We start from the raw sequence: 26,815 nt of genomic DNA on the forward strand, positions 1-26,815 counted from the left end.
TCGCCTGACGTTCCGCGTACGTTCAACCCGCAGCCCCTGACCATGGCGCGTCACGCCCTTTACGTTTCCGGTGGGTTTGTGAGAAGGGGCCATGGATACACAGCGTGCGGTACGGGCTCGTGGGATCACCAAATGCTTCGGAGACGTCGTCGCCCTCGACGGCGTCGACCTGGATCTGACGTCGGGGCAGATCCACGGACTGGTAGGGCCGAACGGCGCCGGCAAGACGACGCTGCTGGGTCTGCTGCTCGGCCTGGCCGTCGCCGACGACGGCAGCCTGGAGGTGTTCGGCAGGCCGGTCGGCCGCGCGCTCGCCGCGCCGGCGGGCGTCGCCGGGTTCGTGGACGGGCCGGGCCTGTACCCGTCATTGACGGCTCGTCAGAATCTGCAGGCGCTCGCCTCGCTGCGAGGCCAGGACCGGCGGACCGCGCGCGTCGACGAGGTGCTGGAGGAGGTCGGGCTCCGCGAGGTCGCCGACGACCGGGCCCGCGGCTTCTCCCTGGGCATGCGTCAGCGACTCGGACTGGCGGCGGCGTTGCTGGCCCGCCCCCGGCTGCTGGTGCTCGACGAGCCCTCCAACGGGCTCGACCCCGCGGGAAAGAAGCATGTGCACGGCGTCCTGACGCGGCTCGCGGGGGAGGGCGCCACCGTCGTGCTCTCCAGCCACCGCATGGACGACCTGGAGGCGCTCTGCTCCGAGGTCACCATCCTGGCGACCGGACGGGTCCGCTTCTCCGGCCCGATCGGCAAGCTGGCCGCCGAGACCCGCGAACTCGACTACCGCCTGATCACCTCCGACCCCGAGGCCGCGCGCCGCCTCGCCGCCGACGCCGCCGGGGTCCGCGTCGTGGACGGCGAGGCGGCCTGGCGCGGCGCCGAGGCGCTGGTCGTGCGCGCGCAGGCGCCCGCCCTGGAGCGGCTCGTGGCGCGGCTGGTCGGGGAGAACCTCGCGATCCGCGAAGTCGCCCCCGTCGTCTCGCCGCTGGAGACCGCGTTCCTCACCCTCACCGAGGAGCCGGAAGAGCACATGGACCACGCGGCGCAGGCCGACCACACGGAACCCGCGTCACACACGGAACCCGCGTCGCACGCGGAGCAGGCCGAGCAGAAGGCGCAGGAGGCCGACCGATGACCGTCACCGTCGTCGAGCAGGACGTCATCCCGCCCGGCGCCGAGGAGGAGGCGCTGCGCGTCCCGGTGACCCGCGCCTACCGGTTCGAGCTGGTCAAGCTCGTCTCACAGTGGCGGGTCCGCCTGCTGCTGCTCGTCTGCTGGACCGCGCCCGGCCTGTTCGTCGCCGCGGTGGACCAGCAGGGCACCCTGCCCAGCGACACCCTCTTCGGGCGCTGGATGCACACCACCGGCTGGGCCGGACCGCTGGTGGTCCTCGGCTTCGCCGGTTCCTGGGCGCTGCCGCTGCTGGTGTCGGTCGTCGCCGGGGACGTGTTCGCCGCCGAGGACCGGCTCGGCACCTGGCGCCACCTGCTGGTCGCGGTCCGCTCGCCGCGGCGGATCTTCTGGGCCAAGACGCTGGCCGCCCTCACCGCCCTCGTCCTGCTCGTGGCGGGACTGGTCGCCTCCGGCGTCGCCGGCGGTGTGGCCGCGGTGGGCAACCGGCCGCTGGTCGGCATCGACGGCCATCTGCTGACGCCGTCCGACGCCGCCGGCAAGGTCCTGCTCGCCTGGGCCTGCGCACTGGTGCCCACCCTCGCCCTCGCCGCGATCGGGCTGCTCGGCTCCGTCGTGCTCGGGCGCTCGCCGATGGGGCTGCTGGTTCCCGCACTGCTGGCGGTCGCGATGCAGCTCGCGCAGATGCTGCCACTCCCGGTCGCACTCCGCCTCGCCCTGCCCGGCTACGCCTTCGTCTGCTGGAACGGGCTGTTCGCGGCCCCGACCCAGCTCGGCGAGCTCCTGGTCGCCCTCGCGGTCAGCCTGGCCTGGATCGTCGTCGCCACCGCCGTGGCCTACCGGCTGTTCCTGCGACGGGACTTCACCAACGCCACGGACGACGGCACCGGCCGCCGGGCGGGCGTTCTCGCGATCCTGCCGCTGGCCGCCCTGCTCGCCCTCACCTTCGGGGTCATCGCCGCGGCCACCCCGTCCACCGGCTCCGGGATCACCCAGGCCAAGGTGCAGCAGTCCGTGGCCACCGCCTTCGCGCACCTCTACCGGATGCAGACCGCCCAGCTGAACCGGCCTGCCGTCACCGAGGCGCAGCTGCGCGCCACCGCGACCTGCGACCGCAGCGACGGCCAGGTCGACCCGGTGGGCGCCGGCAACGACTGGCGCTGCGTCATCACCTGGCACCTGCCCGGGACGACGGCCCCCGGCAACGCGGTCTACCAGCTCAACATCGCCTCGAACGGGCGCATCGAGGCCGACGGCGACGGCCCGAAAGAAGTGAACGGCTACTTCCTGGTGCACACCCCGGCAGGGGACGCGCCGAACCCGCTGTGGCAGTTCGACGGGAATGTCGAGCTGCTCCCCACCTCCCCGAAGGGATGACTCCATGCAGGTAACGCGCCGCCGGCGTGTCCAGGAGCAGCACTTCGTCCTCCCGGTCCGCCGCCTCGGCCGCCGGGCGACACTGGTGACGGCGTGCGTCACCGCCGTCGCGGTGGCCACCGGCACCGCGGTCGCCTCGACCCGCCAGTTCGGTGACCAGCAGGTCGGCCAGAACACCGCCAAGGGCGAGATCATCTCCAGCGACCAGTACATAGCCCCCTACGGCAGCCGTCTCGTCATCAACGACGGGAAGCTCATGTCGTCCACCGTCAGCCCGGACGGCGGCCACCTCGCCGCCTCGGTGACCGACGGCGACGCGGCGCTGGTCGTGGTGAACCTCAAGACCGGTCAGATCCAGCAGCGCGTCGGCAGCGCCGCCGTCGACGACCTGCACATCGCCAGCAGCGCGGTGGGGCAGGAGGGCCCGACGTACTCGCCCGACGGCACCCAGCTGTGGCTGGGCCAGACCGACGGCTACACCAGGTTCACGGTCGACCCGGACGGCTCCCTGTCCAACCCGGTCACGGTCGCGATACCGGCCCAGGGCGCCGAGCACGCGCTCGTCGCCGCGGCGGTGTTCTCCGCTGACGGCAAGACCGTCTACGGCGCCGTCAACGGCCAGAACCGGGTCGTCGCCATCAACGCCGCCACCGGCGCCATCGAGCAGAGCTGGGCGGTGGGCAACGCGCCGCGAGGCATGGTCCAGGTGGGTGACAAGCTCTACGTCAGCAACGAGGGCGGTCGCCCGGCCAAGCCCGGGGACTCCACGCTCAACTCCTACGGCACCCAGGTCCCGGCCAGCCACGTGACCGGCGCCACCACCACCGGCTCGGTCAGCGTCATCGACCTGGCCGACCCGAGCGCCGCCGTGGGCAGCATCAGGACCGGTCTGCACCCGACCGCGGTCTACGCGAAGAAGGGCGCGGTGTTCGTCACCGACACCGCCAGCAACACCGTGTCGGTCATCGACACCAGGCGTGACAAGGTCGTGCAGACCATCTCAACCCAGCCCTGGCCCGAGGCCACGGTCGGCTACGAGCCCGACGCGGTCACCCTGACCGACGACGGCCACCTGCTGGTCACCCTCGGCCGCGCCAACGCGGTCGCGGTCTACCGGTTCACCAGCGCCCAGGAGCCGGTCAGCTACGTCGGGCTGCTGCCCACCGACTACTTCCCCGCCCGGATCACGACCGTCGGCAAGAACGTCATCGTCTCCAACACCCGTGGCATCGACGCCCTGCGCCCCGACGCCACCGGCGCCCACAACACCCACGACACGACGTCGAGCCTGACCCGGTTCACGCTGCCCAGCGACCGGGTCATCCAGAGCGAGACCGCCAAGGTCTTCCAGCAGAACGGCTGGACCCGTGGCGCGCTGACCCTGGCGAGCCGGCACAAGGCCAAGCCCGTCCCGGTGCCGGCGCGGCTCGGCGACCCGTCGACGATCAAGCACGTCTTCCTGATCGTCAAGGAGAACCGCACCTACGACCAGCTCTTCGGCGACATCCCGCAGGGCAACGGCGACCCGGCGCTGGCCCAGTTCGGCGAGAACGTGACGCCGAACCAGCACGCCATGGCCGAGCAGTTCGGGCTCTACGACAACACCTACGACATCGGCACCAACTCCGCCGAGGGCCACAACTGGCTGATGCAGGCCGACGATCCGGAGTACACCGAGTCCTCGGCCGGCGAGTACCTGCGCAGCTACGACACCGAGGACGACGCGCTGGGCCACCAGGCCTCCGGCTTCCTGTGGACCGGCGCGCAGGCGGTCGGCAAGTCCGTCCGGGACTTCGGCGAGTTCCACCAGTTCCTGACCAAGCCCGCCGACGCGAGCTGGCAGAACCTGTACTGCGACGCCAAGACCATGGACAAGACCGGTCAGGGCAGCGCCTACACGCTCGCCTCTTCCTCGCCGATCCCGTCGCTCAACAACGTGTCCGTGCCCGCGTTCCCGAAGTTCGACACCAGCATCCCGGACCAGTACCGGTACGAGATCTGGAAGCAGGACTTCGAGAAGAACGGTCCGGCCAACCTGAACATGCTCTGGCTCTCCAGCGACCACACGGGCGGCCCCGCCGGCCCGGCCGCGCAGGTCGCCGACAACGACCTGGCCACCGGCAAGATCGTCGACGAGATCAGCCACAGCACGTACTGGAAGGACTCGGCGATCTTCGTCGTCGAGGACGACTCCCAGGCCGGTCTCGACCACGTCGACGGCCACCGCGCGCCGATCCAGATCATCAGCCCCTGGGCGCAGCACGGCACCGTCGACGACCATTACTACACGCAGATCACGATGATCCGCACCATCGAGCAGATCCTCGGGATCCACCCGATGAACCAGAAGGACACCGCGGCCACCCCGATGGCCACGGCATTCACCGCCACGCCCGACTACGCGCCGTTCGACGCCGTGCCCAACCGCACCTCGCTGACCGACGGCCTGCCCACGCCGCCTCCGTGCGGCAACGACAATCCGGCCCCGCAGGACCCGAAGGCGTCCCTGGTGCCGTCGACCACCGCCGTCCCCCCGGCGGAGACCTCGATCGCGGCCCAGTGGGCCACGTGGAAGTCGCAGCAGCGGCTGACCGGACCCAACGCGGTCCCGGACTACGCCAACCCGGCGCAGATGAACCACCTGGTCTGGTACCAGACGCACAACTGGAAGACGCCGTACCCCGGTGAGACCCGGATCTACGCCCCCAACGACGTCCCGGGCGCGTACATCCCCTCCTCGGACACCGACGGCTGACCCGGCCCTCACATGGAGCGGTCCGCGTCCGGGGAACCGGACGCGGACCGTCATGCCTCTGCCGTCAGTGGCACCAGCGCGGGGCCTCACCGATGTTCTCGATGTACCGGGCCGAGGACCAGGCCCAGCAGCCGTTCGCCAGCTTGTACCAGCGCGGGTTGCCGTCCACCGTCTCGCCGTTGACCTTGCACTTGATCCAGACGATCTGGCCGAAGGCCAGCGAGCCGACCACCTTGGCGTTCCGGTTCGGAGCGTTGCGGATCAGCAGGCCGGTCTTGGCGATGACCTGACCCTTGTACAGGTGGTGGTGCCACGACGACGGGGCGGCGGCCGAGGCGGTTCCCGCGGCGGCGACCGTGGCGAGCGCGCCGGCGGCCGTGACGGTGGCGATCTTGCGAAGAGTCGACTGCAGAAGCATCTGCGAATCTCCTGATGAGGTGGGCCCGATGAACGGGCCGGGGGATGGGGGCTGCCGGCGTGAACCGGCGTCGTGCACCCCTCGGGTCGGCCCCTTCGCAGCCACGACCCTGTCGTCGTGACCCCGTGGGGACCGGTCACGAGCAACGCTAATTCGACTACCCACCGTCCGCAAAAGATGACTTTCGGCAACGGAGCGCCATGGGGGCGGCCGTGTCAGAAGCGGACCTCCTCGCAGGCCCGTCCACGCAGCCGGTAGCCCGAGTCGCTGTGCTCCCAGCCCTCGGCGCACAGCACGGACCTGTTCGGCAGATCCCGCCCCACCGGCACGGTGAAGTGCTGGTGGTACCCCCAAAAGCCGGTCGTGCTATTGGTGCTGACGCCACCACCGTAGACGTGGAAGTGGCCGGTGAAGTCGCCGCCCCAGGTGGTGGACGCGGTGATCCGGTCGACGTGCAGGCCGCTGCCGTCCACGTCGATGCAGGTGCGGTCGTTGCAGCCGCGCGCCCCCGCCTGGGCCGGCGGCGCAGCGACGGTGACGCCCGCCACCGCGAGCACCGCGCCGAGACCCGCGTGCAATGCCCAACGCGCCGCTGTCGCTGCCCTGTTGATGGATCCGACGAATCCGGTCCGCTTCATCCGACGCGCCCTCTGCTCTTGTTCGCACACCGATCGTTGCGGGGCGATCTTCGCAGCCGGGCGGTCCGCCGATCATCCCCGGCCGCGGGAAACCACCCGTATGGCCTCGTGCCGAGGCGGGCCGACGGCGGACGGGTGTGCGGCACAGGACGCGGGCAGACGGGTGATCAGTCGGGAGCCGGCTCGCGCACGGCCTGGATGACGGCCCAGGTGACGGAGACGAACGGCACGGCCACGACCGCCCCGACGAAGCCGAGCGCGATCGTCCCGAGGATGACGGAGATCGCGACCACGACGGGATGCAGCCGTACCGCCCAGCTCATGATCAGGGGGTGCAGCAGATGACCCTCGATCTGTCCGATGACGACGATGAGTGCGAGCACGATCAGCGCCGTCACCGGACCCTTCGCGGCCAGGGCGACCACGCTGGCGACCGCCAGTGCGAACGGTGAGCCGATCAGCGGCACGAACGCCGCCAGGAACTCCAGCACCGCCAACGGGACCGCGAACGGGACGCCCAGCGCGAACAGCGCGATGCCGACCAGGATCGCGTTGGTCCCGGCCACCAGGATGATGCCGCGGATGTAGCCGGCGAACGTGCGCCACGCCGCCCGTCCGGCCCGGTCCCAGCCCGAGCGTCCGCCCGCCGGGAGCTGGTCACGGAACCACGACCACATGCGTTCGCCCGAATGAACGAAGAACACCGAACAGAACAGGCCCAGCGCCGCCACCGTCAGCGCCTCCACCACCTGGGTGGCGCCGCTGAGGGCGCTCTGGATCAGCGTGGTCCGGTGGGCCGAGATGAACGAGGTCACCTTGTGCTGCAGATCCGTCAGGGCGCTCGGGCGCACGTGGAACGGCGCACCCTCCAACCAGACCTCCAGGCGGTGGATCCCGGAGTCGAACTGCGTCGTCACATGACCCGACTCGCCGGCCACCAGGAACCCCGTCAGGGCGAAGCCGCCGGCGATCAGGACCACGCACAGCACGTAGGCGCAGACGACGGCCCAGATCCTCGGCATCACCCGGTTCAGACGGTCCGCCAGCGGCCGCAGCAGGGCCGCGATCACCAGCGCGAGGAAGACCGCGACGGCGACCGGCTGGAACCTCGCCAGCAGCCGGAACACCACGTAGGCCGCCGTCCCCAGCACCAGCAGCCGCCAGGCCCAGCCCGTGACCACCTGCAGGCCGCGCGGCACGTGCGGACCCGAGGTGATCCGGTCCAGGTCGACGACCCGCACCCGCCGCGCCCCACGGGCGAGCCGGTCCAGGGCGGCGGGGAACTGCGAGGTGCCGCGGCGCCGGGGCGTGGGTCGGGGCGGTCGGGGCGGTCGGGTCGTCCGGTGCGCCACTCGGTCTCCTTCCCCTCGACCTGCTCCTCCTGGCTTCGCTCAGCCAGACCCCGCCAAGTCCCGCCACGTTGTGCCAGGCCCCGCCACGCCGGGCCAGGCCCTCCTGCCGCGGTCCGCCCCTGGCGCTGCCGCAGGGGAGGGGCGGCTCAGAAGCTCTGGGCCTTGGCGACCACCGGGACGAGGGTCAGGTCGGCGTCCTTCGTGCTGAACGCGACCGGCGTCGCCTTCCCGTTGGGGGCGAGGTGCTCCGTGCCGACCACGCCGCTGTCGACGACGTGTCCCGAGGTGTCCGTCCAGTCCACCTGCACGGCGAAGGAGGCGGCGGCGGTCCCGTGGTTCGTGATGTTGACGATCGCGGCGTGGAGCCCGCCGGTCTGGGTCTTCGGAAGGCCGGTGAGGAAGACGTCCGAGAAAGCGTTCCCGCGCCCGGTGACGTTCTTCAGAGCCGCCTGGTAGGCGGCCTGCGTCCGGGCGGACTCGGCGGCGACGGAGGAGGCGAACGCGGAGGCCCGCGCCGCGTTGGACGCGGACACCGACGCGGCGGAGGCCTGGCCGGCGGAGGCGAGCGACTGCAGGGCCGACGGCGCGTTCCCGGAGAAGTTCCCGGTGTTCGGCGGTTGCGTGGTCATCACGGTGCTGCCGGAGAAGTTGCCCGTCGCCGAGCTGGTGCACGCGCTGAGCCCGAGCACGCCGCCCGCGAAGAGTGCCAGAGCAGCGACGAGACCTGCGGTGTAATGGAAGACGGCTCGCTTCGTGCTCGACATCAGTGGTCCTCTCCGACTCGGACTCGCCTGGGCGTGGCCTGCCTGGGTGTCCGTGGCCGGTCCGGCGACGGAGCGCCCTTCCGATTACACGCGCAGACCCCGCGGCCCGCGACAGCTGGTGCTCCGTCTGGCGAGGTCCGAACGGGTGACGGTGTGGCTCCGACGCTCGAGCGCGGCGGGTCCCGGCAGGCCGCCGCAGGAGCGTGCCTTGGGGGGAGGACGCCCGGGGAGACCTCGGCGGCGTGCCCTGCGACGGCCCGGAGACGTCCCGGAAGCGGCTCGGAAGCAGCCCGCCCCAGCCGGCCGGAGTGGTACTCGGGCAGTCTCAGGACGGAGTATGGTGGAGTCCCAACACCGCGTTTAACTCCCATGCATGACGCTGCGTCACTTCGCGGACGCCTAGTGACGTCATCGGGTCGACTTCGTAAGCTCTGTCATATGCCCGACGCTCTTCCAGCCCCGGACGACCTCGTCCAGCTCCAACGCGAGTTGGATGCGGCGGACAATGCGCTCGCTGACTTCGCCCAGAGCAAGACCGCGGAGTACCGCGCGCGGTTCCCTGAGCCGCGTCAGGCGCTGCAGCGGGCCAGGTGGACGGAGGAGGACATCGAGGAGTTCGGCAGGCTCCGTCAGACGGTGCAGGACCTGCGCACGGCGGTGCGCCAGCATCCGACGACCGTCCGCGCCCACGCCGTGGGCTGTGCGCGGGAGACCGCTCAGGCGCGCAAGGTCGCAGCTCGTAGGCGGGTGGAGCGGAGCGCGGACTGAATCCCGGACCGAATCCCCGGACTGGATCCGGGGCCGGGGCCCCGACCGGAACCCCGGGCGGGTCTCAGGCGGTTCTGAGCGTCGCCCAGACGACCTTGCCCTCGGTGGTGGAGGAGGGCTTGACGCCCCAGGACTCCGCGAGGGCCTGGACGATGAGCAGGCCCCGGCCGCTCTCCTCGTCGAGATCCGGCGCTTCGGGAGCCTCGCAGCAGACACCGTGGTCGTCGTGGACCTCGATGCGCAGCCGGCCGTCGGCGGAGAGGGCGACGCCGCAGAGGATCCTCGTGCTCGCCGTGTGCACCACGGCGTTGGTGGCGAGCTCGGACAGCAGCAGGGCCGCGTCGTCAAGGGCCTGACCGGGCACGGACCAGGCGTCCAGGTGTTCGGTGAGGCGGTGCCGTGCGATGCCGACGCTGGAGCGGTGAGCCGGAAGCTCCAGCCAGTGGGATCGTCGTAGGCCCGCCGTCGCTAAGTGCGGGGCGGGCAGGAGCTCTGTCGTCTGCTGTCGGTGAGCACTCACGAATCCGACTATGCTCGCCGTCCCGTACACGGCGCAACCAACTCCCTGATAATTTCAGCGCGATGTCATCCTCCTGGTGTCATCATCGCCAAGTCTCTGCCAAAATCGGATCGCTGACGGAGCGACGGGTCGTCTGATCGCCAGATCGTCGGGGAGGTGGAGCGCGTGACCGAGAACCGGTCGAATGCCGGCACGGGCGCTCCCACCGTGCTGCGCATGATCCTCGGCCGACGGCTCCAGGACCGGCGCCTCGCCGCGGGGGTCTCGCTCGAGGCCGCGGCCAAGGCCCTGCGCGTCACCTCCCTGACGGTGCGCCGTCTGGAGAAGGCCGAGGTCGCCCTCAAGCCCCTGTACGTGGAACGGCTGCTGGAGAAGTACGGCGCCGACGCGCAGGAGATCGAGGAGTTCATCGCCCTCGCCGAGCAGGCCAACGAGCCCGGCTGGTGGTACGCCTACCGCGACGTGCTGCCCAGCTGGTTCTCGGCCTACGTCAGCCTCGAATCCGGCGCCGTGACCCTGCGCACCTACGAACCGCACTACGTCCCGGGCCTGTTGCAGACGCACGCGTACGCCCGGGCCGTCCTGCAGGGCGGCTTCCCCAATGACTCCGGGGACGAGCTGGACCGGCGCGTCGACCTGCGGCTGCGGCGGCAGAGCCTGCTGGACCACCCCGACGCGCCCACCCTCTGGGTGGTGATGGAGGAGGCCGTCCTCCATCGCGTCGTCGGCAGCGCGGAGGTGATGCGCGACCAGATCGACGTGCTGCTCACGGCCATGGAACGCGACCACGTCAGCATCGACGTGGTCCCGTTCACCGCGGGCGCCCACGTGGGAGCGTGCGCGCCCTTCACCTACTTCCGCTTCAGGGAGCGGGAGCTGCCCGACGTCGTGTACAGCGAGATCCTCTCCGCGTCCGTCTACCTGGACCAGCGCGCGGACGTCGTCGCCCATCTCGAGGCGCACAACCGGATGGCGCTGCTGACCTCGTCCGGGCAGAGCAAGGCTCTGCTCAACCGCATGCGTAAGGAGTACTCATGACCACCACCGACAGTGCGGGTGCCGACAGAGGGATCTACAACGGGATGCCGGCCCGTGAACTCGGCGAGCAGGGCTGGGAGAAGCCCTGGAGCGGCCCCAACGGCGGACAGTGCGTCGAGGTGAAGCGGCTGGCCGACGGCCGCGTCGCGCTGCGGCAGTCCACGGACCCCGGCGGCCCCGCGCTGATCTACACCACCGACGAGATCAGCGCGTTCGTCGAGGGTGCCAAGGCAGGCCTCGCGGACCACCTGCTGGCCGGCTAGGGCCGGTCGGCCCCAGGGCCGAGGCCCGGTCGGCGCGCACGACACCGACGTCAGACACGAAGGGGAACGGAACCGATGAGCGACACCCGTCCCGCGAGGGGCCTCGACACCAACAGGCCGCACTCCGCCCGGATGTACGACTACTACCTCGGCGGCAAGGACCACTTCGAGGTCGACGCCCAGGCCGCGGAACGGGTCGTCGCGGTGTTTCCCAGCATCTTCACCTGCGCCCGCGAGAACCGCGCGTTCATGCACCGCGCCACCCGCGTCCTCGCGCGCGAGCACGGCATCCGCCAGTGGCTGGACATCGGCACCGGCATCCCCACCGAGCCGAACCTGCACCAGGTCGCCCAGTCGGTCGCCCCGTCCGCGCGCGTCGTCTACGCCGACAACGACCCCCTCGTCCTCAAGTACGCCGAGCGCCTGATGCGCAGCACGGCCGAGGGACGCACCACCTACATCGAGGCGGACGTCAACGACCCGGAGTCGCTGCTCGACAGTCCCGAGCTGTCCGAGGTCCTCGACCTCGATCGGCCCGTCGCCCTGTCCCTGAACGCCCTGCTCCACTTCGTCCCGGACGCCCAGGACCCGCACCGCATCGTGCGGACCCTCCTCGGCGCCCTGCCCTCCGGCAGCGCGCTGGCGATCAGCCACTGCACGCCCGACTTCGACCCGGTCAGCTGGGAGAAGGTCGAGGACATCTACAACGGCTCCGGCACGCCCGTCCAGTTCCGCACCCGTAAGGAGGTCGCGGGGTTCTTCGAGGGCCTCGACCTGCTGGAGCCGGGCATCTCCGTGGGCCACCGCTGGCGCCCGGACGGCGCCTCGGAGGACGTGCCCACCGACGCCGAGGTCAGCCTGTGGGTCGGTGTGGGCGTCAAACCCTGACGCCCACGCTGCCCGGAGCCGCCCCGCCCTTCCCGTACGGGGAACGAGATGCCTCACTACCAGACGATCCCTCCAGTCGGCGCGCCCCCGGCACGGCACCGGCCCCGCCGGTGCCGCCCCCCACGTCGTCCGGAGGCGTGGCCGGCGGGGCGGCCGGCGACCGACCCGGGCGGGCGGTCGTGGTGACGCCGACCCCCGCCCAGGACGGGTGGCCGGACCCCGCCGCCGATCCGACGGCGGTCTGGCCGGAGCTGTGGCGCAGCCACCCGACGCTCGTCTTCCCCTCGCGCCCGGACCACCCCACCGCCTCCGGCTGGCTCCCGGCCGACTTGGCCTCCGGCCTGGACTGCGCCCCGCGATGGCTCGTGACCATCGACGACCGCCACCTCGCCGTCACCGCTCCCGACGGCCGCCCCTGGTACCGCGGCCTGCTCCTCTCCACCCGCCCCTGGCGCCGATCCGCCCGTGCTCGCGGCGAACTCCTGCTCGTCACGGGCCCGTTCACCCATCCCACCGAGTTCCTCCCGGCCGCCCACGGCGGCCGCCTGCTCTGCGCGGTGGCGGACGTCCTGCTCCTGAACTGCTGTTTCTGACGGCCCGGCAGGGCCGCCTACCGCCCGTCGAAGGGCTCGTCGTGCCAGCGCCAGCCGGCGGTGTCGTCGGCGTGGATGTGGAGCAGGAACTCGGCGACCGGGCTGCCGTCCGGGAAGGTCATGGTGAGGGCGTCGCGGATGCGGAAGTAGGAGAGGTCCGCCTGCTCCCAGTCCTCCTCCTCGACGGCCTGCTCGTGTTCCGCGAAGAGGGGGCGGAAACCCTCGAATCCGGGGAGGGCCTCGACGGTGGCCCGGAGCCAGGGCCAGTCGTTGTCGGTCACGGTCAGCCGGGCGATCTCGTGGTCGCCGTGGTGGAGTCGCCAGACGCTGCCGGGGGCCAGGTTCGTGTTCGTCACCTCCCCATGATGGCGATCGGCACTGACAGGCGGACCGTCGAGCGGTACGGTGTGGATCATGGACGCGGCAGGTGCAGTGGTGCGGCCGTTGCTCTTCCTCGATGTCGACGGCCCGCTCATCCCGTTCGGCGGACCCGCGCCGAGCCGAGCGCTGCCGACCGATGCGGCCGACTCGCTGTTGTCGCGGATCGACCCCACCGTGGGCCGTCGACTGGCGGCGCTGGAGTACGAGTTGGTATGGGCGACCACCTGGGGCGAGGACGCGAACGAGCTGGTCGCGCCCCGGCTCGGGCTGCCCGCCCTGCCCGTGCTCGCGTGGCCGGAGGGCGAGGGGGACGCGGAGGCGGAGGAGCGGGACATACGCGCCGGGCGGCACTGGAAGACGCGCCCGATCGTCTCCAGCGCCGCCGGGCGCGCGTTCGCGTGGGTCGACGACGAGATCACGCGCGCGGACCGCGTCTGGGTGGCGGCGCACCACGGCGGTGCGGCGCTGCTGCTGCGCGTGGATCCCCGGACCGGGTTGACGGGGGAGGACTTCGACCTGCTCGCCTCGTGGCCTATCGACGGGCAGGCGCGGGGGTGAGCGGCGCGGACTCGCGGCTGAGGCGCAGGACGTCGTGGGCGACCTGCGGGTCCGTGGCCCAGCGGATCGGGGTGACGGGCACGGCCTCGGGGCCGATGAGCAGTCCGGTCCGCCCATCGAGGGAGGGGTCGGTGGCGGCGAGGACGGACGACCGCGCCGCCACTGCGGCCGGTCCGGCCGTGGAGCGCTCGAAGGCGCGCCGGACCAGCGGCCACATCAGGCGGAGCCCGGGGGAGACGATCTTCGGGGAGGTCATCGTGCCGTCGGTCATCGCCGTCGCCGCGCCGCCGGGATCGGCGGCGAAGACCGAGACGCCGCTGCGGTCGAGCCGCCGCGCGAGGTCCAGGGTGTAGGCGAGGTTGGCGAGCTTCGCGCGCCCGTACCAGTGGAAGCCGTAGTAGCCGCCGCGCGGCTCGACCGCGTCGAAGCGGTGCTTGGCCACCCGGACCGCCCCGGAGGTCACGTTCACGATCCGGCTCGGCGAACCGGAGCCGAGCGTCTCCAGCAGCGACTCGGTCAGCAGGTACGGCGAGAGGTGGTTGACGGCGAAGGACGCCTCGATGCCGTCGGCGGTCAGCCGTCGCTCGGGGAACATCGCTCCCACGTTGTTGACCAGCACGTCCAGCGGGCCCTCGGCCGCCAGCCGCACCGCCAGCTCCCGGACCTCGCCGAGCGAGGCGAGGTCCGCGGCGACGAAGGCCGGCTCGCCGTCCGTCGCGGCGGCCTTGAGCCGTTCCACCGCCTGCGCTCCGCGTGCGGCGTCCCGGCCGACAACGGTCACCGCGAAGCCGGCCGCCGCCAACCCCCGTGCGGTCTCCAGGCCGATACCGCCGGTCGCACCCGTCACCACTGCCCGCTGCGTCATTGTGCCCCTCCAGGCGTCGAATGCTTCGAACCCGCTGAAACGGATGACTATCCGGTTCCCTGGGCAGACGGTAGCACAAACGGATAGCTATCCGGTTGGTGGTGTGTCAGCGTGGCGGGCGCAGACCCTCGAGCAGGACGCTGAGATAGACCCCGATGCGCAGCGGATCGCTGTCGCCCACCCGCACCGCGTGCTCGATGCCGCACAGCAGCCGGCGCACGTCGTCCGCCTCGATGTCGCCGCGGATGGCGCCGGTCTCGCGGGCGCGGTCCAGCAGCCCGGCAACGGCCTGGTCGAGCTCCGCCTTCAAGGCCGCGGTCTGCTCCTCGGCGTCGCGAGAGGCCTCCAGGACCGCCGCGAACTCCGGGTCGTCGAGCGACCGCGCCAGGGCGTAGGTCAGCAGCCGGTGCAGGCCCGTCAGTGCGTCCGCCTCCGCCGCCGCGGCCCGGGCCTCGTCGACGAGCTGCGCGAAGCGCTCCACCGACAGGGCCTCCACCAGCGCGTGGCGGGTGGGGAAGTGCCGGTACACCGTCCCGACGCCGACGCCCGCGAGGCGGGCGATGGCGTTCAGCTGCAACGAGCTGTCGCCCGCTGCCAGCTGCTCGCGGGCGATCTGCAGGACCCGTGCGCGGTTGCGCGCGGCGTCCGCGCGCATCGGCGTCGCGCGCTCGGGGTTCGGTGTCACGCCGACCAGGATAGTGGCCGCTGCGGCGCGCCCCCCGGCCGACCACGGGGGTGCCGGGCCGCCCTCGCCTCCCTCACGCGCAAGCCCGGGGTCCGGAGGCCCGGGGCCCCGGCCCCGGAGGATCGGAGGCCCGGAGGAGCTTGTGGCCCGGAGGAGCAACGCGCGCAAATCCCACCCCGGCGGTGCTCACCGGCACCAAGCGGACGACCGCGCCGGAACCGTGCGAGCTCCCGCCCAAGCGGACGTCGATCTTTCCGACGATGTGTCAGGACTTCACCGCCACAAGGACGTAGGTGTCAGGACGCGGCCATGACCACTTCCGCGCCGTCGTTACCCACTGGTACACAAGTCCGCGACGCGCGTCGACCTGTCCCCACCCGACCTGTCGTGCAACACCACCACCACAAGTGGAGGCTCCATGCGCACCCCCGCGTCCAGACGGCTCATGGCGGGCACCCTCGCCGTCGGCACGGTTCTCGCCGGCGCTCTCGTCCTGGCCCCGAGCGCCCGGGCCGCCGGCGGCGGCTACGTCGCCCTCGGCGACTCCTACGCCGCCGGCGTCGGCAGCGGCAGCTACATCTCCTCCAGCGGTACCTGCTACCGCAGCACGCTCGCCTACCCCTCCCTGTGGCAGCAGGCGAACTCCCCGTCCAGCTTCGACTTCGAGGCCTGCTCCGGGGCCACGACCTCGGACGTGCTGAACGGCCAGCTCTCCGGGCTGAACAGCGGCACCACGGAGGTCAGCGTCACCGTGGGCGGCGACGACGCCGGCTTCTCCTCGACGATGGAGACCTGCGTGCTGGACGGCACCAGCTCCTGCGTCTCGGCCGTCAACACGGCGGAGAACTTCGTCAACACCCAACTCGCTTCCAGGCTCGACTCGCTGTACTCGGCGATCCGCTCCCACGCGCCCAACGCGCACGTGGTCGTGCTCGGTTACCCGCACCTCTACGCGATCCCGGGCGACTGCCTGTTCGGCATCAGCAACACCAGCCGCAGCGCCATCAACGGCGCCGCGGACGACCTCGACGGCGTCATTGCCAAGGAGGTCGCCAAGTACGCGGGCTTCACCTTCGGCGACGTCCGCAGCGCCTTCTCGGGTCACGAGATCTGCACGGACAGCCAGTGGATCCACAGCACGACGCTGCCGGTCTACGAGTCCTACCACCCCACCTCTGCGGGGCAGTCCGGGGGCTACTACCCGGTCTTCCGCGCCGACGCGTGAACCGGCGTGACACGCTGAAAGCCTGACGGATCGTCCGGTACTGCGGGCCCTGGCCACGCCCGCAGTACCGTTCAGCGCCCGTCCGAGTCCGACCAGGGCCCGAACCCGGTCAGGGCTCGATGGCCCGTTCGAGGCCCAGGGGCACCTCGTGCAGGACGAGGCGGCTGCGCAGCTCGCGCACGCCCAACTCGGCCTTGAGGCGGTCGATCACGGTCTCGAACTCGCGGGTGTCGGTGCAGGCGAGGTGCAGCTGGTAGTCGTACTCGCCGGTGACGCGCATCGCCCCGACCACCTGCGGCACCGCGCCGAGCTGCTCCTCGAAGCCCCGGCGGTCCACGCCCTCTCGCAGGCGGACGTCGCTGAGCAGCTGCATGGCGCGGCCGAACGACTCCAGGTTCAGTTCGGCCCGGTAGCCGCGGATGACGCCGTCCGTCTGGAGCCGGCGCACCCGGTCGGCCACCGTGTTGGCCGACAGCCGCACCTGGCGGCCGAGCTCCTGGTACGTCGCCCGGCCGTCGTGCAGGAGCAGCGTCAGAAGCTCGCGATCGATACGGTCCACGGTCCCATGCTACAAATCTTCGGCGCTGCTGGCACCGTGGCGAGTTTTCCTCGGCTGCTATCCCGAACGGGCCCATAACTCCGCGACAAAATCGGACAGATCGGCGCAAGAATCGCGGGCATGGAACTCCTGCTGCTCAGGTCCGCCCTCGCCCCCCTCCTCGTCCTCCTCGCCTCCGTCCTCGCGCGTCGTCTCGGGCCCCGCAGGGGCGGGCAGCTGCTCGGCGCGCCGACCACGAGCGGTCCGTTCCTCGCCCTGACCTGGATCGCCTCCGGCCCCGAGAAAGCCGCCGCGGCCGCCCACGGCACCGCCACGGGAATGCTGGGCGTCGCCTGTTTCTGCCTCGCCTACGCCCGGCTGGCGCCCACCCGCCGCCCGGCCCGCACCCTGGCGATCGCGCTCGCCTGCGCGGCCGGGGCGGCACTGGCCGGAGCCGGCGGCGGGAGCGTCTGGCTGTCCACGGCGCTGGCCGTCTCCGTGATCGTCGTCGGCCTGCTGACCTGGCCCTCCGTCACACCGACGCCCGCGCGGCCGAACCGCGGCGCGGGCGGCTGGGAGATACCGGCGCGCATGGCGATCACCGGCGTCGTCGTGGCGGGTGCGCTGGCCGCGAGCGACGTGCTGGGGTCCTTCGTCGCCGGCGTGCTGACGGCGCTGCCGGTGCTGCTGTCCGTGATGGTGACCTCGACCCACCGGGAGGCCGGCGGGCGGGCCGCCGTCGACATGCTGCGCGGCGCGCTGACGTCCACTGCGGGCACGCTCGGCTTCATGCTGGTGCTCTGCTTCGCCCCGACCCACCTCGGACCGGTCGCCGCCTTCGGTCTCGCCCTCGCCGCGCTGGTGCTCGGCGAGCGCCTGCTGCGCCGCTGCGCGCCACGGGCGGCCGCCACCGGCCGGACCGCCTGAGCGCGCCGGAGGCGCGGCGTCGGTCGCGTGCGGGTGTTGTGCCGGTTCCGTGCGCGCGGCGCGCGGCGCGCGGCGCGGCCCCGGGGCGGGAGCATGCTGGTCGTGGTTCGTGCTCACGGACCCGGGTCCCGCTGGTTCCTCACCTCGGCGGGGCCCGATGAAAGGAGCCTGCGGTTACCCCCCCCGGCCGCAGGCACCCGGGGTGCGGTGCTGCACGGAGCGGAGCACCGCACCCCGTTCCTCGGATACGCGTACGCCGGTGGCCCGGACGGCGTGCGCCATCGGGGTGGCGCCGGGAGTGTCCTGCACGGATTCGGGGGAGTGTCACCCGGATCGTGAAGCATGACTCGTAAGCGAACCGCACTGCTGTGTGCTGCCGCTCTGCTGCTCTCCTCCACCCCGCTGCTCGCGGGGACCGCGGGCTCCGCCGACGCCGCCGGGCGCCGCGGATCCGACTGCGTCGCCTCCCCGGCCGCGGCGCACGGCAAGGCCCGCGTCATCGAGGACACCGTCAGGAAGTCCCGGCGCGAGCTGAAGCTGCGCGCGGTCGTGGCCAGGGTGACCGAGAACGGCCGTGACCTGTGGACCGGCGCGGTGGGAACGTCGATGACCTCCGTGCCGGCCCGCCCCGACATGCGCTTCCGCGCGGGCTCCGTGGGCATCAGCTACATGGGCACGATCCTGCTGCAGCTCGCCGACGAGCACCGGATCAGCCTCGACGACCCCATCTCCCGCTGGCTGCCCTGGGTCCCGCACGCCCGCGAGATCACGCTGCGGATGCTCGGCAACACCACCTCCGGCTTCCAGGACTACGTCAAGAACCCGGACTTCCAGAAGGCGCTGCTGGCGCACCCGTTCAAGCACTGGACGCCCGCGGAGCTCCTCGGCTACGCGAACCCGGAGACGCTGCTCTACAAGCCCGGCACCAACATCAGCTACTCCCACGCCAACTTCCTGCTGTTGGGCGAGGCGTTGCAGCGGATCACGCACACCCGGCTCGACCACCTGCTGGAGCAGCGCATCTACCGTCCGCTGGGCCTGCACGCGACGTCGAACAGCTACACCCCCGACATCCCCACCCCGGTGCTGCACGCCTTCACCACCGCACGCGGCACGTACGAGGAGTCGACCTTCTGGAACCCCTCGTGGACCACCGCGCCGGGCGCGGTCATCACCCAGGACATCTGCGACCTCGCCCGCTCGGGCGAGGGCATCGGCGCGGGGCAGACGCTCACCCGCCAGGGCTACCGGACCCTGCTCGACCCCGGCACGGTCGGCCTCGGCGAGAAGACGCCGCAGTGCCCGCTCTGTTTCCCGCAGACCAGGGCCGCGCACTTCGGCATGTCCGTGATCGTGGTGAACGGCTGGATCATCCAGAACCCGTCCTTCCTGGGCTACGCCGCGATCATGGCGTATCTGCCCTCCCGGCACCTGTCGATCGCGGTCTCGGCGACCGACACCCCGGACACCTCCACAGCCGTCACCAACCTGGCCACCAACGTCGCCGAGGACATCTCACAGCGGCTCGTGCCGAACAACCCGCTGACCCTGGGTCCCTTCTAGCGACGAGAGGGGCGCGAGGCATCAGCCTCGCGCCCCTCTCAGGTGCGCACGTCGTCGGCACCGCCGACGTCCCCCTCGGACGACCGTCAGGTGCGGACGGTCTCCGGGTCCCGCGTGCCGGCGCCGACGGGCGGCTGCGGCATGCGGGGCGGCTTGCGCAGCGACCGCGGCATGAGGGCGGTCCACTTCTTGCGGGCCGGCTCCTCGACCAGGGTGTACAGCAGCCAGGCGAAGAGGGTGCCGATGGCGAAGCCGACGGCGAGGATCCACACGTTGCGGTTGCCGGCCGGCTGCCACAGGTGCAGGTCGTACATGGCCTGGATGACCTGCTGGTGGACCAGGTAGTAGCAGTAGGACCAGCTGCCGAGGAGGACCAGGGAGCGCCGGTTCAGCAGGCCCGTGCGGCCGTCGAGCTCCCGTTGGACGTAGGCCGTGATCAGCAGGACGGACAGGATGGCGACGATGTCGCGCACGCTGGCCTCGACCTGGATGCCGTAGCGGCCGTACGGCGGGACCGCGTGGGTGGCGTACACCGGGACGTACGCGACGAGCGCCAGCAGCACGACCCAGGGGCTGAGCCGCATGCGCCACCCGCGCCGCAGCGCGAAGGCGAAGGCCATGCCGACCGCGAACTGCGGGAAGTACGACACCGGCAGTCGCATGAGCCACGTCTCGAACGAGGGGCGGCAGTAGTTGAGCGCGTAGACGTCCACCGCCCACACGATCACCATGCTGGCGGCGCTGATGAGCATCAGGGTGCGGGTGCGCAGCCGCTCGAACCAGCGGAACGCGAACGGGAAGACCAGGTAGAACGCGAGCTCGACGCTGAGCGTCCAGGTGACCGGGTTGCCCGGGAGGATGGGGTGGACCCCGGGTATCCAGGCCTGGACCAGGAAGATGCTCGACAGCGTCGAGCCCAGGTCGGTCGTGTCCTTGCCCCAGCCGATGCCCGAACCGAGGTTGTAGAAGAGCAGCATCGCGGTGACGGTGGCGACCAGGTGCGCCGGCCAGATGCGGCCGAGGCGTCGCCAGTAGTAGCCCCCGGTGCTCTGCCGCCCGGGCTGCCAGGTCCAGGTGAGCAGGAAGCCGGACAGGACGAAGAAGAACGTGACGCCGTGCGCGCCGATCAGTGACCACGGATACAGCGCAGGGATGCGCGCCACGCCCCCGTTGGGGGCGAAGCCGTTGAAGTGATGCAGATAAACGGCAAATGCGGCAAAGAACCGCAAACTGGTCAGCGAATCGAGCCGCATCGCCCGCGTTGCGGGCTCTGCGCCTCGGCGCACGAGGGAGCGGGGTGAGAGAGCGGTGAGCACCGGGAGACGATAGCGCGCCCCACCGCGCACGGAAGATCCCCCACCCGCGAGGGTGGATGGTTTGCGTAGATAAGTCCTGTTTGGGTGCTGCTTCGGGGTGCGTGGACGATGCTGCGGGGACGAAGGGTAGGGTGTGGTCCCGGCCGGGCGCGCGAGGGAGTGCTGATGGCCCCCGTGCTCACGGCTGCGGCAGCGCTGGCCGGGCTGCGCGAGCTCGAGGCGGTCGGTCCAACCACGGCACCCGACCGATGTCAGCCCATCAGGTTCGCCCAGTCCTGCAGATGCGCGAAGTCGTCTGCGGTCAGACCGATCTTCGGATCGACGTAGTGGAGGAGCGCCGGACCGCGGTGGTGGGTGAGGACCCAGGCGCGGTCCGCGTCCGTGATCTGATCGTCGACCCACGCGAACGGGCGGCCCTGCGCCCAGGCCACGACCTCCGGCGTCTTCCAGAACACGCCGCCCTCCGGCTCCGGCCGCGGATCGGGCCAGGCGATGAACGGCAGGGAAGGCAAGCCGAGAAGCGGTGCCAGGAAGTCGTTGGCTTCTTCCTCCCAGGTCGTCGCCCACACCAGGTCGAAGGGCAGTGCGGCGAGCGAGGGCCCGTGTGTGGCGTTGAGCCAGACCCGCAGCGGCTTCACCGCCTTGTCGGGAAGGCCCCACTCAGCGAGCCGACGACGTTCGGTCGCCTGCCACCGGGGCGTCATCAGCCGGTGCGTCCCGTAGCCCTCGGGCCGCCTGTACGGCTTCGCCGCGTAGGGATTCAGCGGCCCATCCACATCCACCAGCAGCGTCGGCCGCACCAGCCCACCCCCCAAAGATCGTCCCCGCACGCTACCGGCACCCAGCCGGAGAACCCAGCGCCGGACCAGTCGGGCTCCGAGCGCCGGAATGCGGGCTCGCTGCGGTGTTCCCGCTACGGACGGGAAAGCTCGCCTTCGGGCTCGTCGGTCGTCGGCATGGCGCTCATCGTCCTGCTTCGCCGACAGGTGAGGGGTGAGCCGGGGTGGCTAGGCCGGTTTGGTAGGCGAGGACGACGGCTTGGACGCGGTCGCGGAGGTGGAGTTTGGCGAGGATGCGGGCGACGTGGGTCTTCACCGTGGCTTCGGAGAGGTGGAGGTGGGCGGCGAGTTCGCTGTTGCTGAGGCCGTGGGAGATCAGGAGGAGCACCTCGGTCTCGCGCGGGGTGAGAGAGGAGAGGCGGCTGTGCTGGGCCGCGCGGTCGTGGCCGCCCGGGAGGGAGGGGTCGTCGCGGCGGGCGAAGCGGGCGATGAGGCGGCGGGTGATGGCGGGGGCGAGCAGCGCGTCGCCGGTCTGGACAGTGCGGACGGCGTTGACGAGGTGTTCGGGGCTGATGTCCTTGAGGAGGAAGCCGCTGGCGCCGGCGTTGAGGGCGGCGTAGACGTACTGGTCGAGGTCGAAGGTGGTCAGAATGATCACCCGCGGGGAGTGCTCGCTGTCCGCCGAGAGGATTCGGCGGGTTGCCTCGAGGCCGTCCATCTCGGGCATGCGGACGTCCATCAGGACCACGTCCGGCAGGGTGCGGCGGACCGCCTGGACGGCGGCAGCGCCGGTGTCGGCCTCGGCGACGACCTCGATGCCCTGGGCGCCGAGGATCATCGTGAAGCCGGTGCGCACGAGCGCCTGGTCGTCGGCGATCACGACGCGCAGCGGGGTGGTCATGCGTCCTCCAGGAGGTCCAGCGGAATCAGTGCCTTCACGCGGTAACCGCCGGTGAGCCGTGGGCCGGTGTGCAGGGTCCCACCGTAGAGCGCCAGGCGTTCGCGCAGGCCGAGCAGGCCCTTGCCGCCGCCGGTGGCGGCCGCCTCGCCGGGGCGTCCTTCGGTGTTGGCCACGTCCACCGACAACTCCCGTGGACCGTAGTCGACCTGGACGAGCGCGTCGGCGCCGGTGGCGTGCTTGACCATGTTGGTGAGCGCCTCCTGCACGACCCGATAGGCCGTCAGTTCCACTCCCGGCGGCAGCGCCCGCCGTTCGCCGCTGACCGTGAGGTCGATGCGGATGCCGGTCAGCCGGATCCGTTCGACCAGCGCGTCGAGCCCGTCCAGACCCGGCTGTGGGGCGAGTTCGGGCTGCTGCTCCGCATCGGGGGCGGCGGAACCTTCCATCGTCAGCAGGCCCATGACGTGGCGCAGGTCGGTCATCGCCGCACGGCCGCCGGACTCGATGGCGAGCAGCGCCTCCTTGGCCAGGGCGGGGTTCTGGTCGACGACCATCCGCGCCGCGCCGGCCTGGATCACCATGACGCTGACGTTGTGGGTCACCACGTCGTGCAACTCGCGGGCGATCCGGGCCCGTTCGTGCTCCACGGCCAGGCGCAGGGCCTCGATCCGGTCCTGCTCCAGGGCTCGCACCCGGGCCCGGCTCTCCTCGGCCCGCCGGGCCCAGAGGCGCTGCCCGAGGGCCGTGACCACGACCGGGAACAGCAGCAGCGCGCCGACCAGGCCGTTGGGGAAGTGGGGGAGCCGTGCCCGCGACACCAGGACGATCAGGACCGCGACCGCGACCGGGGCGCTGAGCAGGCACAACCGCCGGTGCGGGCTGTGGGCGACGGCGCTGTAGAGGGCGACCGCCGCGACGAGGGATGCGGTGAACAGCAGGTCAGGAAAGACGTGGCGGGCCAGCAAGGCCATGGAGAAACCGAGTTGGGCCCACAGGGCGGGCAGCGGCGCCCGGCGTCGCCAGGCCAGGGGCGCGGCCGCGGCGGGCGCCAGCAACCTGACGTCCAACGGGCTGGCAGGCAGGTTCGGCGTGGTGAGGGCGTAGCGCAGGGCGACCAGGGCGAAGGCGAGGGCCAGACCCGCGTCCAGCAGCTGCTGGCGCCGCGTCGGGCGTGGGAGCGGCTCGGTGGCCCTCAGGAGCCAGGCCGTCGGGCCCGCGCTCGTCGGACTGCTGTTCACGCTCTCCCTCTCCCGACTACATCAGAAGGATGATCCCGGAGGCCATCGTCCGTGAGGTGTACCGGATATGCCTCCCGGGGCCGAGGTGGCCGGTCACCGACCGACCCTAGCGTTTCCGATGTCGGGCAAGGGGCGGGAGAAGGGGAAACGACCATGAACGAGCCTGTGATCGAACTGAGCGGGGTGCACCGCCGGTTCCCGGAGGGACCGGCCGCGCTGTGCGACGTCTCGATGACCGTGGGGGCGGGGGAGGCCGTCGCGATCCTCGGCCCCTCCGGCAGCGGCAAGTCCACCATGCTCAACATGATCGCGGGCCTGGACCGCCCCGACGCCGGCACGGTCACCGTCGCCGGAGTGCGGGTGGACCGGCTCGGCGAGGCGGGCGCGGCCCGCTACCGCCGCGAGAAGGTCGGCATGGTCTTTCAGTTCTTCAACCTGCTCGACGACCTGACCGTCCTCGACAACGTGGTGCTGCCCGCCGAGATGACGGGTGTCGGCCGCGGTGAGGCCCGCAGCCGGGCCTCCGGGCTGCTGGAGACCCTCGGCATCGCCCGGCACGCCCGCGCCTACCCCGGTCGGCTGTCCGGCGGCGAGCGCCAGCGGGTCGCGGTCGCACGGGCGCTGATGAACCGTCCACCGCTGCTGCTGGCCGACGAGCCGACCGGCGCCCTGGACTCCGCGTCCGGCGAGGAGGTGAGGGCGCTGCTGCGGGAGCTGCACGCCGACGGCCAGACGGTCGTCGTCGTCACGCACGACGAGGGCCTCGCCGCGAGCTGTGCGACGCGCGTCGTGCGCATTGCCGACGGCCGGATCGCCTCGGACACCCGCGTGGTGAACGGCGGTTCCGGCGCGCCGGCCGGTGTCGCCGACGGGTCCGCGGCGGTGGCTCGATGAGCGCGCTCGGCCGGGTGGTGAGGGCGGGAGTCCGCCGGCGACGGGTGCAGACCGCCGTCACCGGTCTCGCCGCGATGATGGCGGTCACCGCCTCGGTGCTGGGCGGTTCGCTCCTGGTCGCGTCCAACGCCCCGTTCGACCACGCCTTCGCCCTCCAGCACGGCGCGCACCTCGCCGCCCAGTTCGACGCCGCCCGGGTGACCGCCGCGGAGGTCGACGCCACCTCCCACGACGCCGGGGTCACCGCCGCGGCGGGCCCGTTCCGGACGGTGACGGCCGACCCGTCCGGCGGTCCGGGGCTGGAGCTGCCGCCGGGCGTCGCCATGGACCCGATGAAGCTGGTCGCCCGCTCCGACGCGGGCGGCCCGGTCGACGACGTCACCTTGAGTTCGGGCCACTGGGTGTCGGGCCCGGGCCAGTTGGTCGTGTCGGCCGACTACTCCGGGCCCGAGCTCGGCCTCGGACAGGAGGTCGACTTCCCGAGCGCCTCCGCCGGTGTCACCGCGCTCCGGGTCGTCGGGATCGCGCGCTCCGTCAGCCGCACGGCGGACGGCTGGGTCGAGCCTTCGGACGTCTCCGGCCTCGCCGGGACGAAGGGTGCCGACGCCGGGTTCCAGATGCTCTACCGGTTCGCCTCCGCGTCGACCACCGCACAACTCGCCGCGGACCGCGACGCGATCGCGGCGCGGACGCCGCCCGGCTCGCTCAGCGGCACCCGCACCTGGCTCGACGTCAAGAACAGCAGCGACACGAGCACCGGACTCTTCGTCCCGTTCCTGACCGCCTTCGGCCTGCTGGGCGTGCTGATGTCGGTGCTGATCGTCGGCAACGTCGTCGCCGGAGCGGTCGGCTCCGGCACCCGGCGCATCGGGGTCCTCAAGGCCCTGGGCTTCACCCCGGCGCAGGTGGTGTCCGCCTACATGGGGCAGGCGCTGATCCCCGCAGCCGTCGGGACCGTGCTCGGCGCGCTCGTCGGCCATCTGGTGGCCGGTCAGGTGCTCGCCACCACCGAGCAGGTCTACGGCACCGTCTCGCTCACCGTCGCCCCGTCGGTCGACGTCGCGGTGGTCGGCGGGGTGCTGCTCATGGTCTCGGTGACCGCGCTGCTCACCGCGCTGCGGGCGGGCCGGCTGCGCACGGTCGACGCGCTCGCCGTGGGCCGCACGCCGAAGGCCGGACGCGGTCGGCGCGCTGCTCGCCTTTCCCGAGCGCTGCCGTTGCCCCGCCCGGTGACGCTGGGTCTCGCCCGGCCGTTCGCGCGTCCAGCCAGGGCCCTCGCGATGGTCACCGCGATCCTGTTCGGCGCGGCCGCCGTCACCTTCGCCTTCGGCCTCGGCAGCTCCCTGCAGCGGATCCAGGACGCCAAGGCGACCACCGCCGACGTCACCGTCCTCACCTCGGCGCCGCCGCAGTCCGGCGGGCCCGTGCCACCGGCCTCCGGCGTGGCGGGCGCGTCCGGCGCGGCCGGCGGTGCCACCAGGGCGCCCGGCACGGTCGACACCGCGGCCATGACCCGGGCCATCGGGGCCCAGCCCGGTACCCGCGCCTGGTTCGGCACAGCCCGGACACAGGTCACCGCGGCGGGCACGACCGGCAGCGTCGACGTCACCGCCTTCCTCGGCGACGCCTCCTGGGCCGGCTACCGGATGGTCTCCGGCACCTGGTTCCACCGGCCCGGCGAGGCCGTCGCGCCCACCCCGTTCCTGACCGCCACGGGGACCAGGGTCGGCGACACGGTCGTGCTCACCGACCACGGCAGGGCGATCCCTGTGAGGATCACCGGCGAGGTCTTCGTCACCGAGAACCAGGGCATGGACCTCCTCACCGACGCCAGGACCCTGGCCTCGGCCGAGCCGAACCTGAAGGCGGCCTACTTCTCCGTCGCGCTCACCTCCGGTACGGACCGCAGCGCCTACGCGAACGCCCTCAACGCGGCGCTCCGGCCCACCGGCGCCATCGCCCAGCTCGGCGACGGCGGGGGAGCCAGTCAGCTGCTGATCATGCTGGACGCGCTGACCGGGCTGCTCACGCTGATGCTCGTCGTCGTCGCCGGCCTGGGCGTCCTCAACGCGGTGGTGCTCGACACCCGCGAACGCGTCCACGACCTCGGCGTGGTCAAGGCGCTCGGGATGACGCCGCGGCAGACGGTGTCGATGGTGCTCGCGCAGGTGGTCCTGATCGGTGCGGTCGGCGGGGCGCTCGGGGTCCCGCTCGGGGTGGTGCTCCAGCGGATCGTGGTCCCGGCCATGGGCCACAGCGCGGGTCTGCGCCTGCCGTCCGTGGTGCTGGACGTGTACCAGGCACCCGCGCTGGTCCTGCTCGGCCTCGGCGGCCTGGTCATCGCCGTGCTCGGCGCGACGGGGCCGGCCGGCTGGGCCGCCAGGACGCGGACGGCGGTCGCGCTGCGCACCGAGTGAGGGTCGCCCGCAGAGCCCGCCGGGTG

General features: G+C 72.0%; 27 protein-coding genes. 14 read left to right on the top strand and 13 right to left on the bottom strand.

The annotated features are described in order from the left end of the window. The first annotated feature begins 91 nt into the window (after positions 1-91). Genes TR49_RS03965 through TR49_RS03975 form a run of 3 tightly spaced genes read left to right on the top strand, consistent with a single transcriptional unit; the run spans position 92 to position 5,260 of the window. On the top strand, positions 92-1,132 hold the full coding sequence (locus tag TR49_RS03965; RefSeq protein ID WP_084724545.1) for an ABC transporter ATP-binding protein: 1,041 nt from the start codon (positions 92-94) through the stop codon (positions 1,130-1,132). Then, positions 1,129-2,505, top strand: a complete 1,377-nt coding sequence (locus TR49_RS03970; RefSeq protein ID WP_174501548.1) for an ABC-2 transporter permease family protein — start codon at positions 1,129-1,131, stop codon at positions 2,503-2,505. The genes TR49_RS03965 and TR49_RS03970 overlap by 4 nt, the downstream gene beginning before the upstream one ends. 4 nt (positions 2,506-2,509) lie before the next feature. Beyond that, positions 2,510-5,260: a bifunctional YncE family protein/alkaline phosphatase family protein gene (locus tag TR49_RS03975; protein ID WP_042377196.1), complete on the top strand. Its 2,751-nt coding sequence runs from the start codon at positions 2,510-2,512 to the stop codon at positions 5,258-5,260. A 64-nt stretch (positions 5,261-5,324) separates the two neighbouring features. Here TR49_RS03975 and TR49_RS03980 read toward each other — a convergent pair whose 3' ends face one another. The 4 genes from TR49_RS03980 to TR49_RS03995 form a co-directional block, all read right to left on the bottom strand. Next, positions 5,325-5,678, bottom strand: a complete 354-nt coding sequence (locus TR49_RS03980; protein ID WP_042377197.1) for an SH3 domain-containing protein — start codon at positions 5,676-5,678, stop codon at positions 5,325-5,327. Positions 5,679-5,893: 215 nt separating this feature from the next. Next, positions 5,894-6,316: a hypothetical protein gene (locus TR49_RS03985; RefSeq protein WP_152627051.1), complete on the bottom strand. Its 423-nt coding sequence runs from the start codon at positions 6,314-6,316 to the stop codon at positions 5,894-5,896. Positions 6,317-6,483: 167 nt separating this feature from the next. Continuing rightward, entirely contained in the window at positions 6,484-7,668 is a 1,185-nt protein-coding gene (locus TR49_RS03990; RefSeq protein WP_084724546.1) for an AI-2E family transporter, read from the bottom strand. Positions 7,669-7,814: 146 nt separating this feature from the next. Beyond that, positions 7,815-8,432 (bottom strand): hypothetical protein, encoded by a 618-nt coding sequence (locus TR49_RS03995; protein ID WP_042377201.1) that lies wholly within the window; start codon positions 8,430-8,432, stop codon positions 7,815-7,817. A 438-nt stretch (positions 8,433-8,870) separates the two neighbouring features. Here TR49_RS03995 and TR49_RS04000 point away from each other — a divergent pair, with 438 nt between their 5' ends. Continuing rightward, positions 8,871-9,200: a hypothetical protein gene (locus tag TR49_RS04000; protein WP_042377203.1), complete on the top strand. Its 330-nt coding sequence runs from the start codon at positions 8,871-8,873 to the stop codon at positions 9,198-9,200. Between the two features lie 64 nt (positions 9,201-9,264). On the opposite strand, the gene TR49_RS04005 is transcribed toward TR49_RS04000, so the two are convergent. After that, complete coding sequence (locus TR49_RS04005) at positions 9,265-9,720, bottom strand: ATP-binding protein (RefSeq protein ID WP_084724588.1); 456 nt, start codon at positions 9,718-9,720, stop codon at positions 9,265-9,267. A gap of 216 nt (positions 9,721-9,936) precedes the next feature. Here TR49_RS04005 and TR49_RS04010 point away from each other — a divergent pair, with 216 nt between their 5' ends. The 4 genes from TR49_RS04010 to TR49_RS04025 all read left to right on the top strand — a co-directional run bounded on the left by TR49_RS04010 (position 9,937) and on the right by TR49_RS04025 (position 12,502). Continuing rightward, positions 9,937-10,758, top strand: a complete 822-nt coding sequence (locus tag TR49_RS04010; protein WP_439654079.1) for a Sco1979 family transcriptional regulator — start codon at positions 9,937-9,939, stop codon at positions 10,756-10,758. Beyond that, a complete protein-coding gene (locus TR49_RS04015) occupies positions 10,755-11,021 on the top strand; it encodes a DUF397 domain-containing protein (protein ID WP_042377206.1) in 267 nt (88 codons plus the stop codon). The genes TR49_RS04010 and TR49_RS04015 overlap by 4 nt, the downstream gene beginning before the upstream one ends. A gap of 75 nt (positions 11,022-11,096) precedes the next feature. Next, positions 11,097-11,909 (top strand): SAM-dependent methyltransferase, encoded by an 813-nt coding sequence (locus tag TR49_RS04020; protein ID WP_042377208.1) that lies wholly within the window; start codon positions 11,097-11,099, stop codon positions 11,907-11,909. Between the two features lie 179 nt (positions 11,910-12,088). Further along, complete coding sequence (locus TR49_RS04025; RefSeq protein ID WP_152627052.1) at positions 12,089-12,502, top strand: hypothetical protein; 414 nt, start codon at positions 12,089-12,091, stop codon at positions 12,500-12,502. A 17-nt stretch (positions 12,503-12,519) separates the two neighbouring features. On the opposite strand, the gene TR49_RS04030 is transcribed toward TR49_RS04025, so the two are convergent. Further along, positions 12,520-12,858 carry a hypothetical protein gene (locus tag TR49_RS04030; RefSeq protein WP_201776153.1) on the bottom strand — a complete coding sequence of 113 codons (339 nt, stop codon included), beginning with the start codon at positions 12,856-12,858 and terminating at the stop codon, positions 12,520-12,522. 58 nt (positions 12,859-12,916) lie between these two features. On the opposite strand from TR49_RS04030, the gene TR49_RS04035 reads away from it, so the two are divergent. Continuing rightward, a complete protein-coding gene (locus TR49_RS04035; RefSeq protein ID WP_042377212.1) occupies positions 12,917-13,441 on the top strand; it encodes an HAD domain-containing protein in 525 nt (174 codons plus the stop codon). On the opposite strand, the gene TR49_RS04040 is transcribed toward TR49_RS04035, so the two are convergent. After that, positions 13,416-14,306 (bottom strand): SDR family NAD(P)-dependent oxidoreductase, encoded by an 891-nt coding sequence (locus tag TR49_RS04040; protein WP_042377215.1) that lies wholly within the window; start codon positions 14,304-14,306, stop codon positions 13,416-13,418. The genes TR49_RS04035 and TR49_RS04040 overlap by 26 nt on opposite strands. Positions 14,307-14,412: 106 nt before the next feature. Beyond that, a complete protein-coding gene (locus TR49_RS04045; RefSeq protein ID WP_369405290.1) occupies positions 14,413-14,991 on the bottom strand; it encodes a TetR/AcrR family transcriptional regulator in 579 nt (192 codons plus the stop codon). A 418-nt stretch (positions 14,992-15,409) separates the two neighbouring features. On the opposite strand from TR49_RS04045, the gene TR49_RS04050 reads away from it, so the two are divergent. Further along, positions 15,410-16,216, top strand: a complete 807-nt coding sequence (locus TR49_RS04050) for an SGNH/GDSL hydrolase family protein (protein WP_052433995.1) — start codon at positions 15,410-15,412, stop codon at positions 16,214-16,216. 109 nt (positions 16,217-16,325) lie between these two features. Here TR49_RS04050 and TR49_RS04055 read toward each other — a convergent pair whose 3' ends face one another. Further along, the gene (locus tag TR49_RS04055; protein ID WP_042377223.1) at positions 16,326-16,775 is read right to left on the bottom strand and encodes an Lrp/AsnC family transcriptional regulator; all 450 of its coding nucleotides are present in this window, start codon (positions 16,773-16,775) and stop codon (positions 16,326-16,328) included. 120 nt (positions 16,776-16,895) lie between these two features. On the opposite strand from TR49_RS04055, the gene TR49_RS04060 reads away from it, so the two are divergent. Beyond that, complete coding sequence (locus tag TR49_RS04060) at positions 16,896-17,681, top strand: hypothetical protein (RefSeq protein ID WP_042377224.1); 786 nt, start codon at positions 16,896-16,898, stop codon at positions 17,679-17,681. 342 nt (positions 17,682-18,023) lie between these two features. Continuing rightward, positions 18,024-19,244 (top strand): serine hydrolase domain-containing protein, encoded by a 1,221-nt coding sequence (locus TR49_RS04065; RefSeq protein ID WP_152627053.1) that lies wholly within the window; start codon positions 18,024-18,026, stop codon positions 19,242-19,244. Between the two features lie 86 nt (positions 19,245-19,330). Here the strand turns inward: TR49_RS04065 and TR49_RS04070 are convergent, their stop codons facing one another. From TR49_RS04070 to TR49_RS04085, 4 genes are all read right to left on the bottom strand, one after another. Further along, positions 19,331-20,497, bottom strand: coding sequence for an acyltransferase family protein (locus TR49_RS04070; protein WP_052433996.1), 1,167 nt, complete (start codon positions 20,495-20,497; stop codon positions 19,331-19,333). A 314-nt stretch (positions 20,498-20,811) separates the two neighbouring features. Further along, positions 20,812-21,363 (bottom strand): hypothetical protein, encoded by a 552-nt coding sequence (locus TR49_RS04075; RefSeq protein ID WP_042377738.1) that lies wholly within the window; start codon positions 21,361-21,363, stop codon positions 20,812-20,814. A 160-nt stretch (positions 21,364-21,523) separates the two neighbouring features. After that, the gene (locus TR49_RS04080) at positions 21,524-22,240 is read right to left on the bottom strand and encodes a response regulator (RefSeq protein ID WP_042377226.1); all 717 of its coding nucleotides are present in this window, start codon (positions 22,238-22,240) and stop codon (positions 21,524-21,526) included. Next, positions 22,237-23,478 carry a sensor histidine kinase gene (locus TR49_RS04085; RefSeq protein ID WP_042377228.1) on the bottom strand — a complete coding sequence of 414 codons (1,242 nt, stop codon included), beginning with the start codon at positions 23,476-23,478 and terminating at the stop codon, positions 22,237-22,239. Before TR49_RS04085 ends, TR49_RS04080 begins: the two co-directional genes overlap by 4 nt. A gap of 153 nt (positions 23,479-23,631) precedes the next feature. Between TR49_RS04085 and TR49_RS04090 the strand changes: the two genes are divergently transcribed. Together TR49_RS04090 and TR49_RS04095 are read left to right on the top strand one after the other, a co-directional pair. Continuing rightward, positions 23,632-24,372, top strand: coding sequence for an ABC transporter ATP-binding protein (locus TR49_RS04090; RefSeq protein WP_042377230.1), 741 nt, complete (start codon positions 23,632-23,634; stop codon positions 24,370-24,372). Further along, on the top strand, positions 24,369-26,789 hold the full coding sequence (locus TR49_RS04095; RefSeq protein ID WP_084724548.1) for an ABC transporter permease: 2,421 nt from the start codon (positions 24,369-24,371) through the stop codon (positions 26,787-26,789). The genes TR49_RS04090 and TR49_RS04095 overlap by 4 nt, the downstream gene beginning before the upstream one ends. Positions 26,790-26,815: the final 26 nt, after the last annotated feature.

The sequence above is a fragment of the Streptacidiphilus melanogenes genome, from assembly GCF_000787835.1.
Lineage (GTDB): Bacteria > Actinomycetota > Actinomycetes > Streptomycetales > Streptomycetaceae > Streptacidiphilus > Streptacidiphilus melanogenes.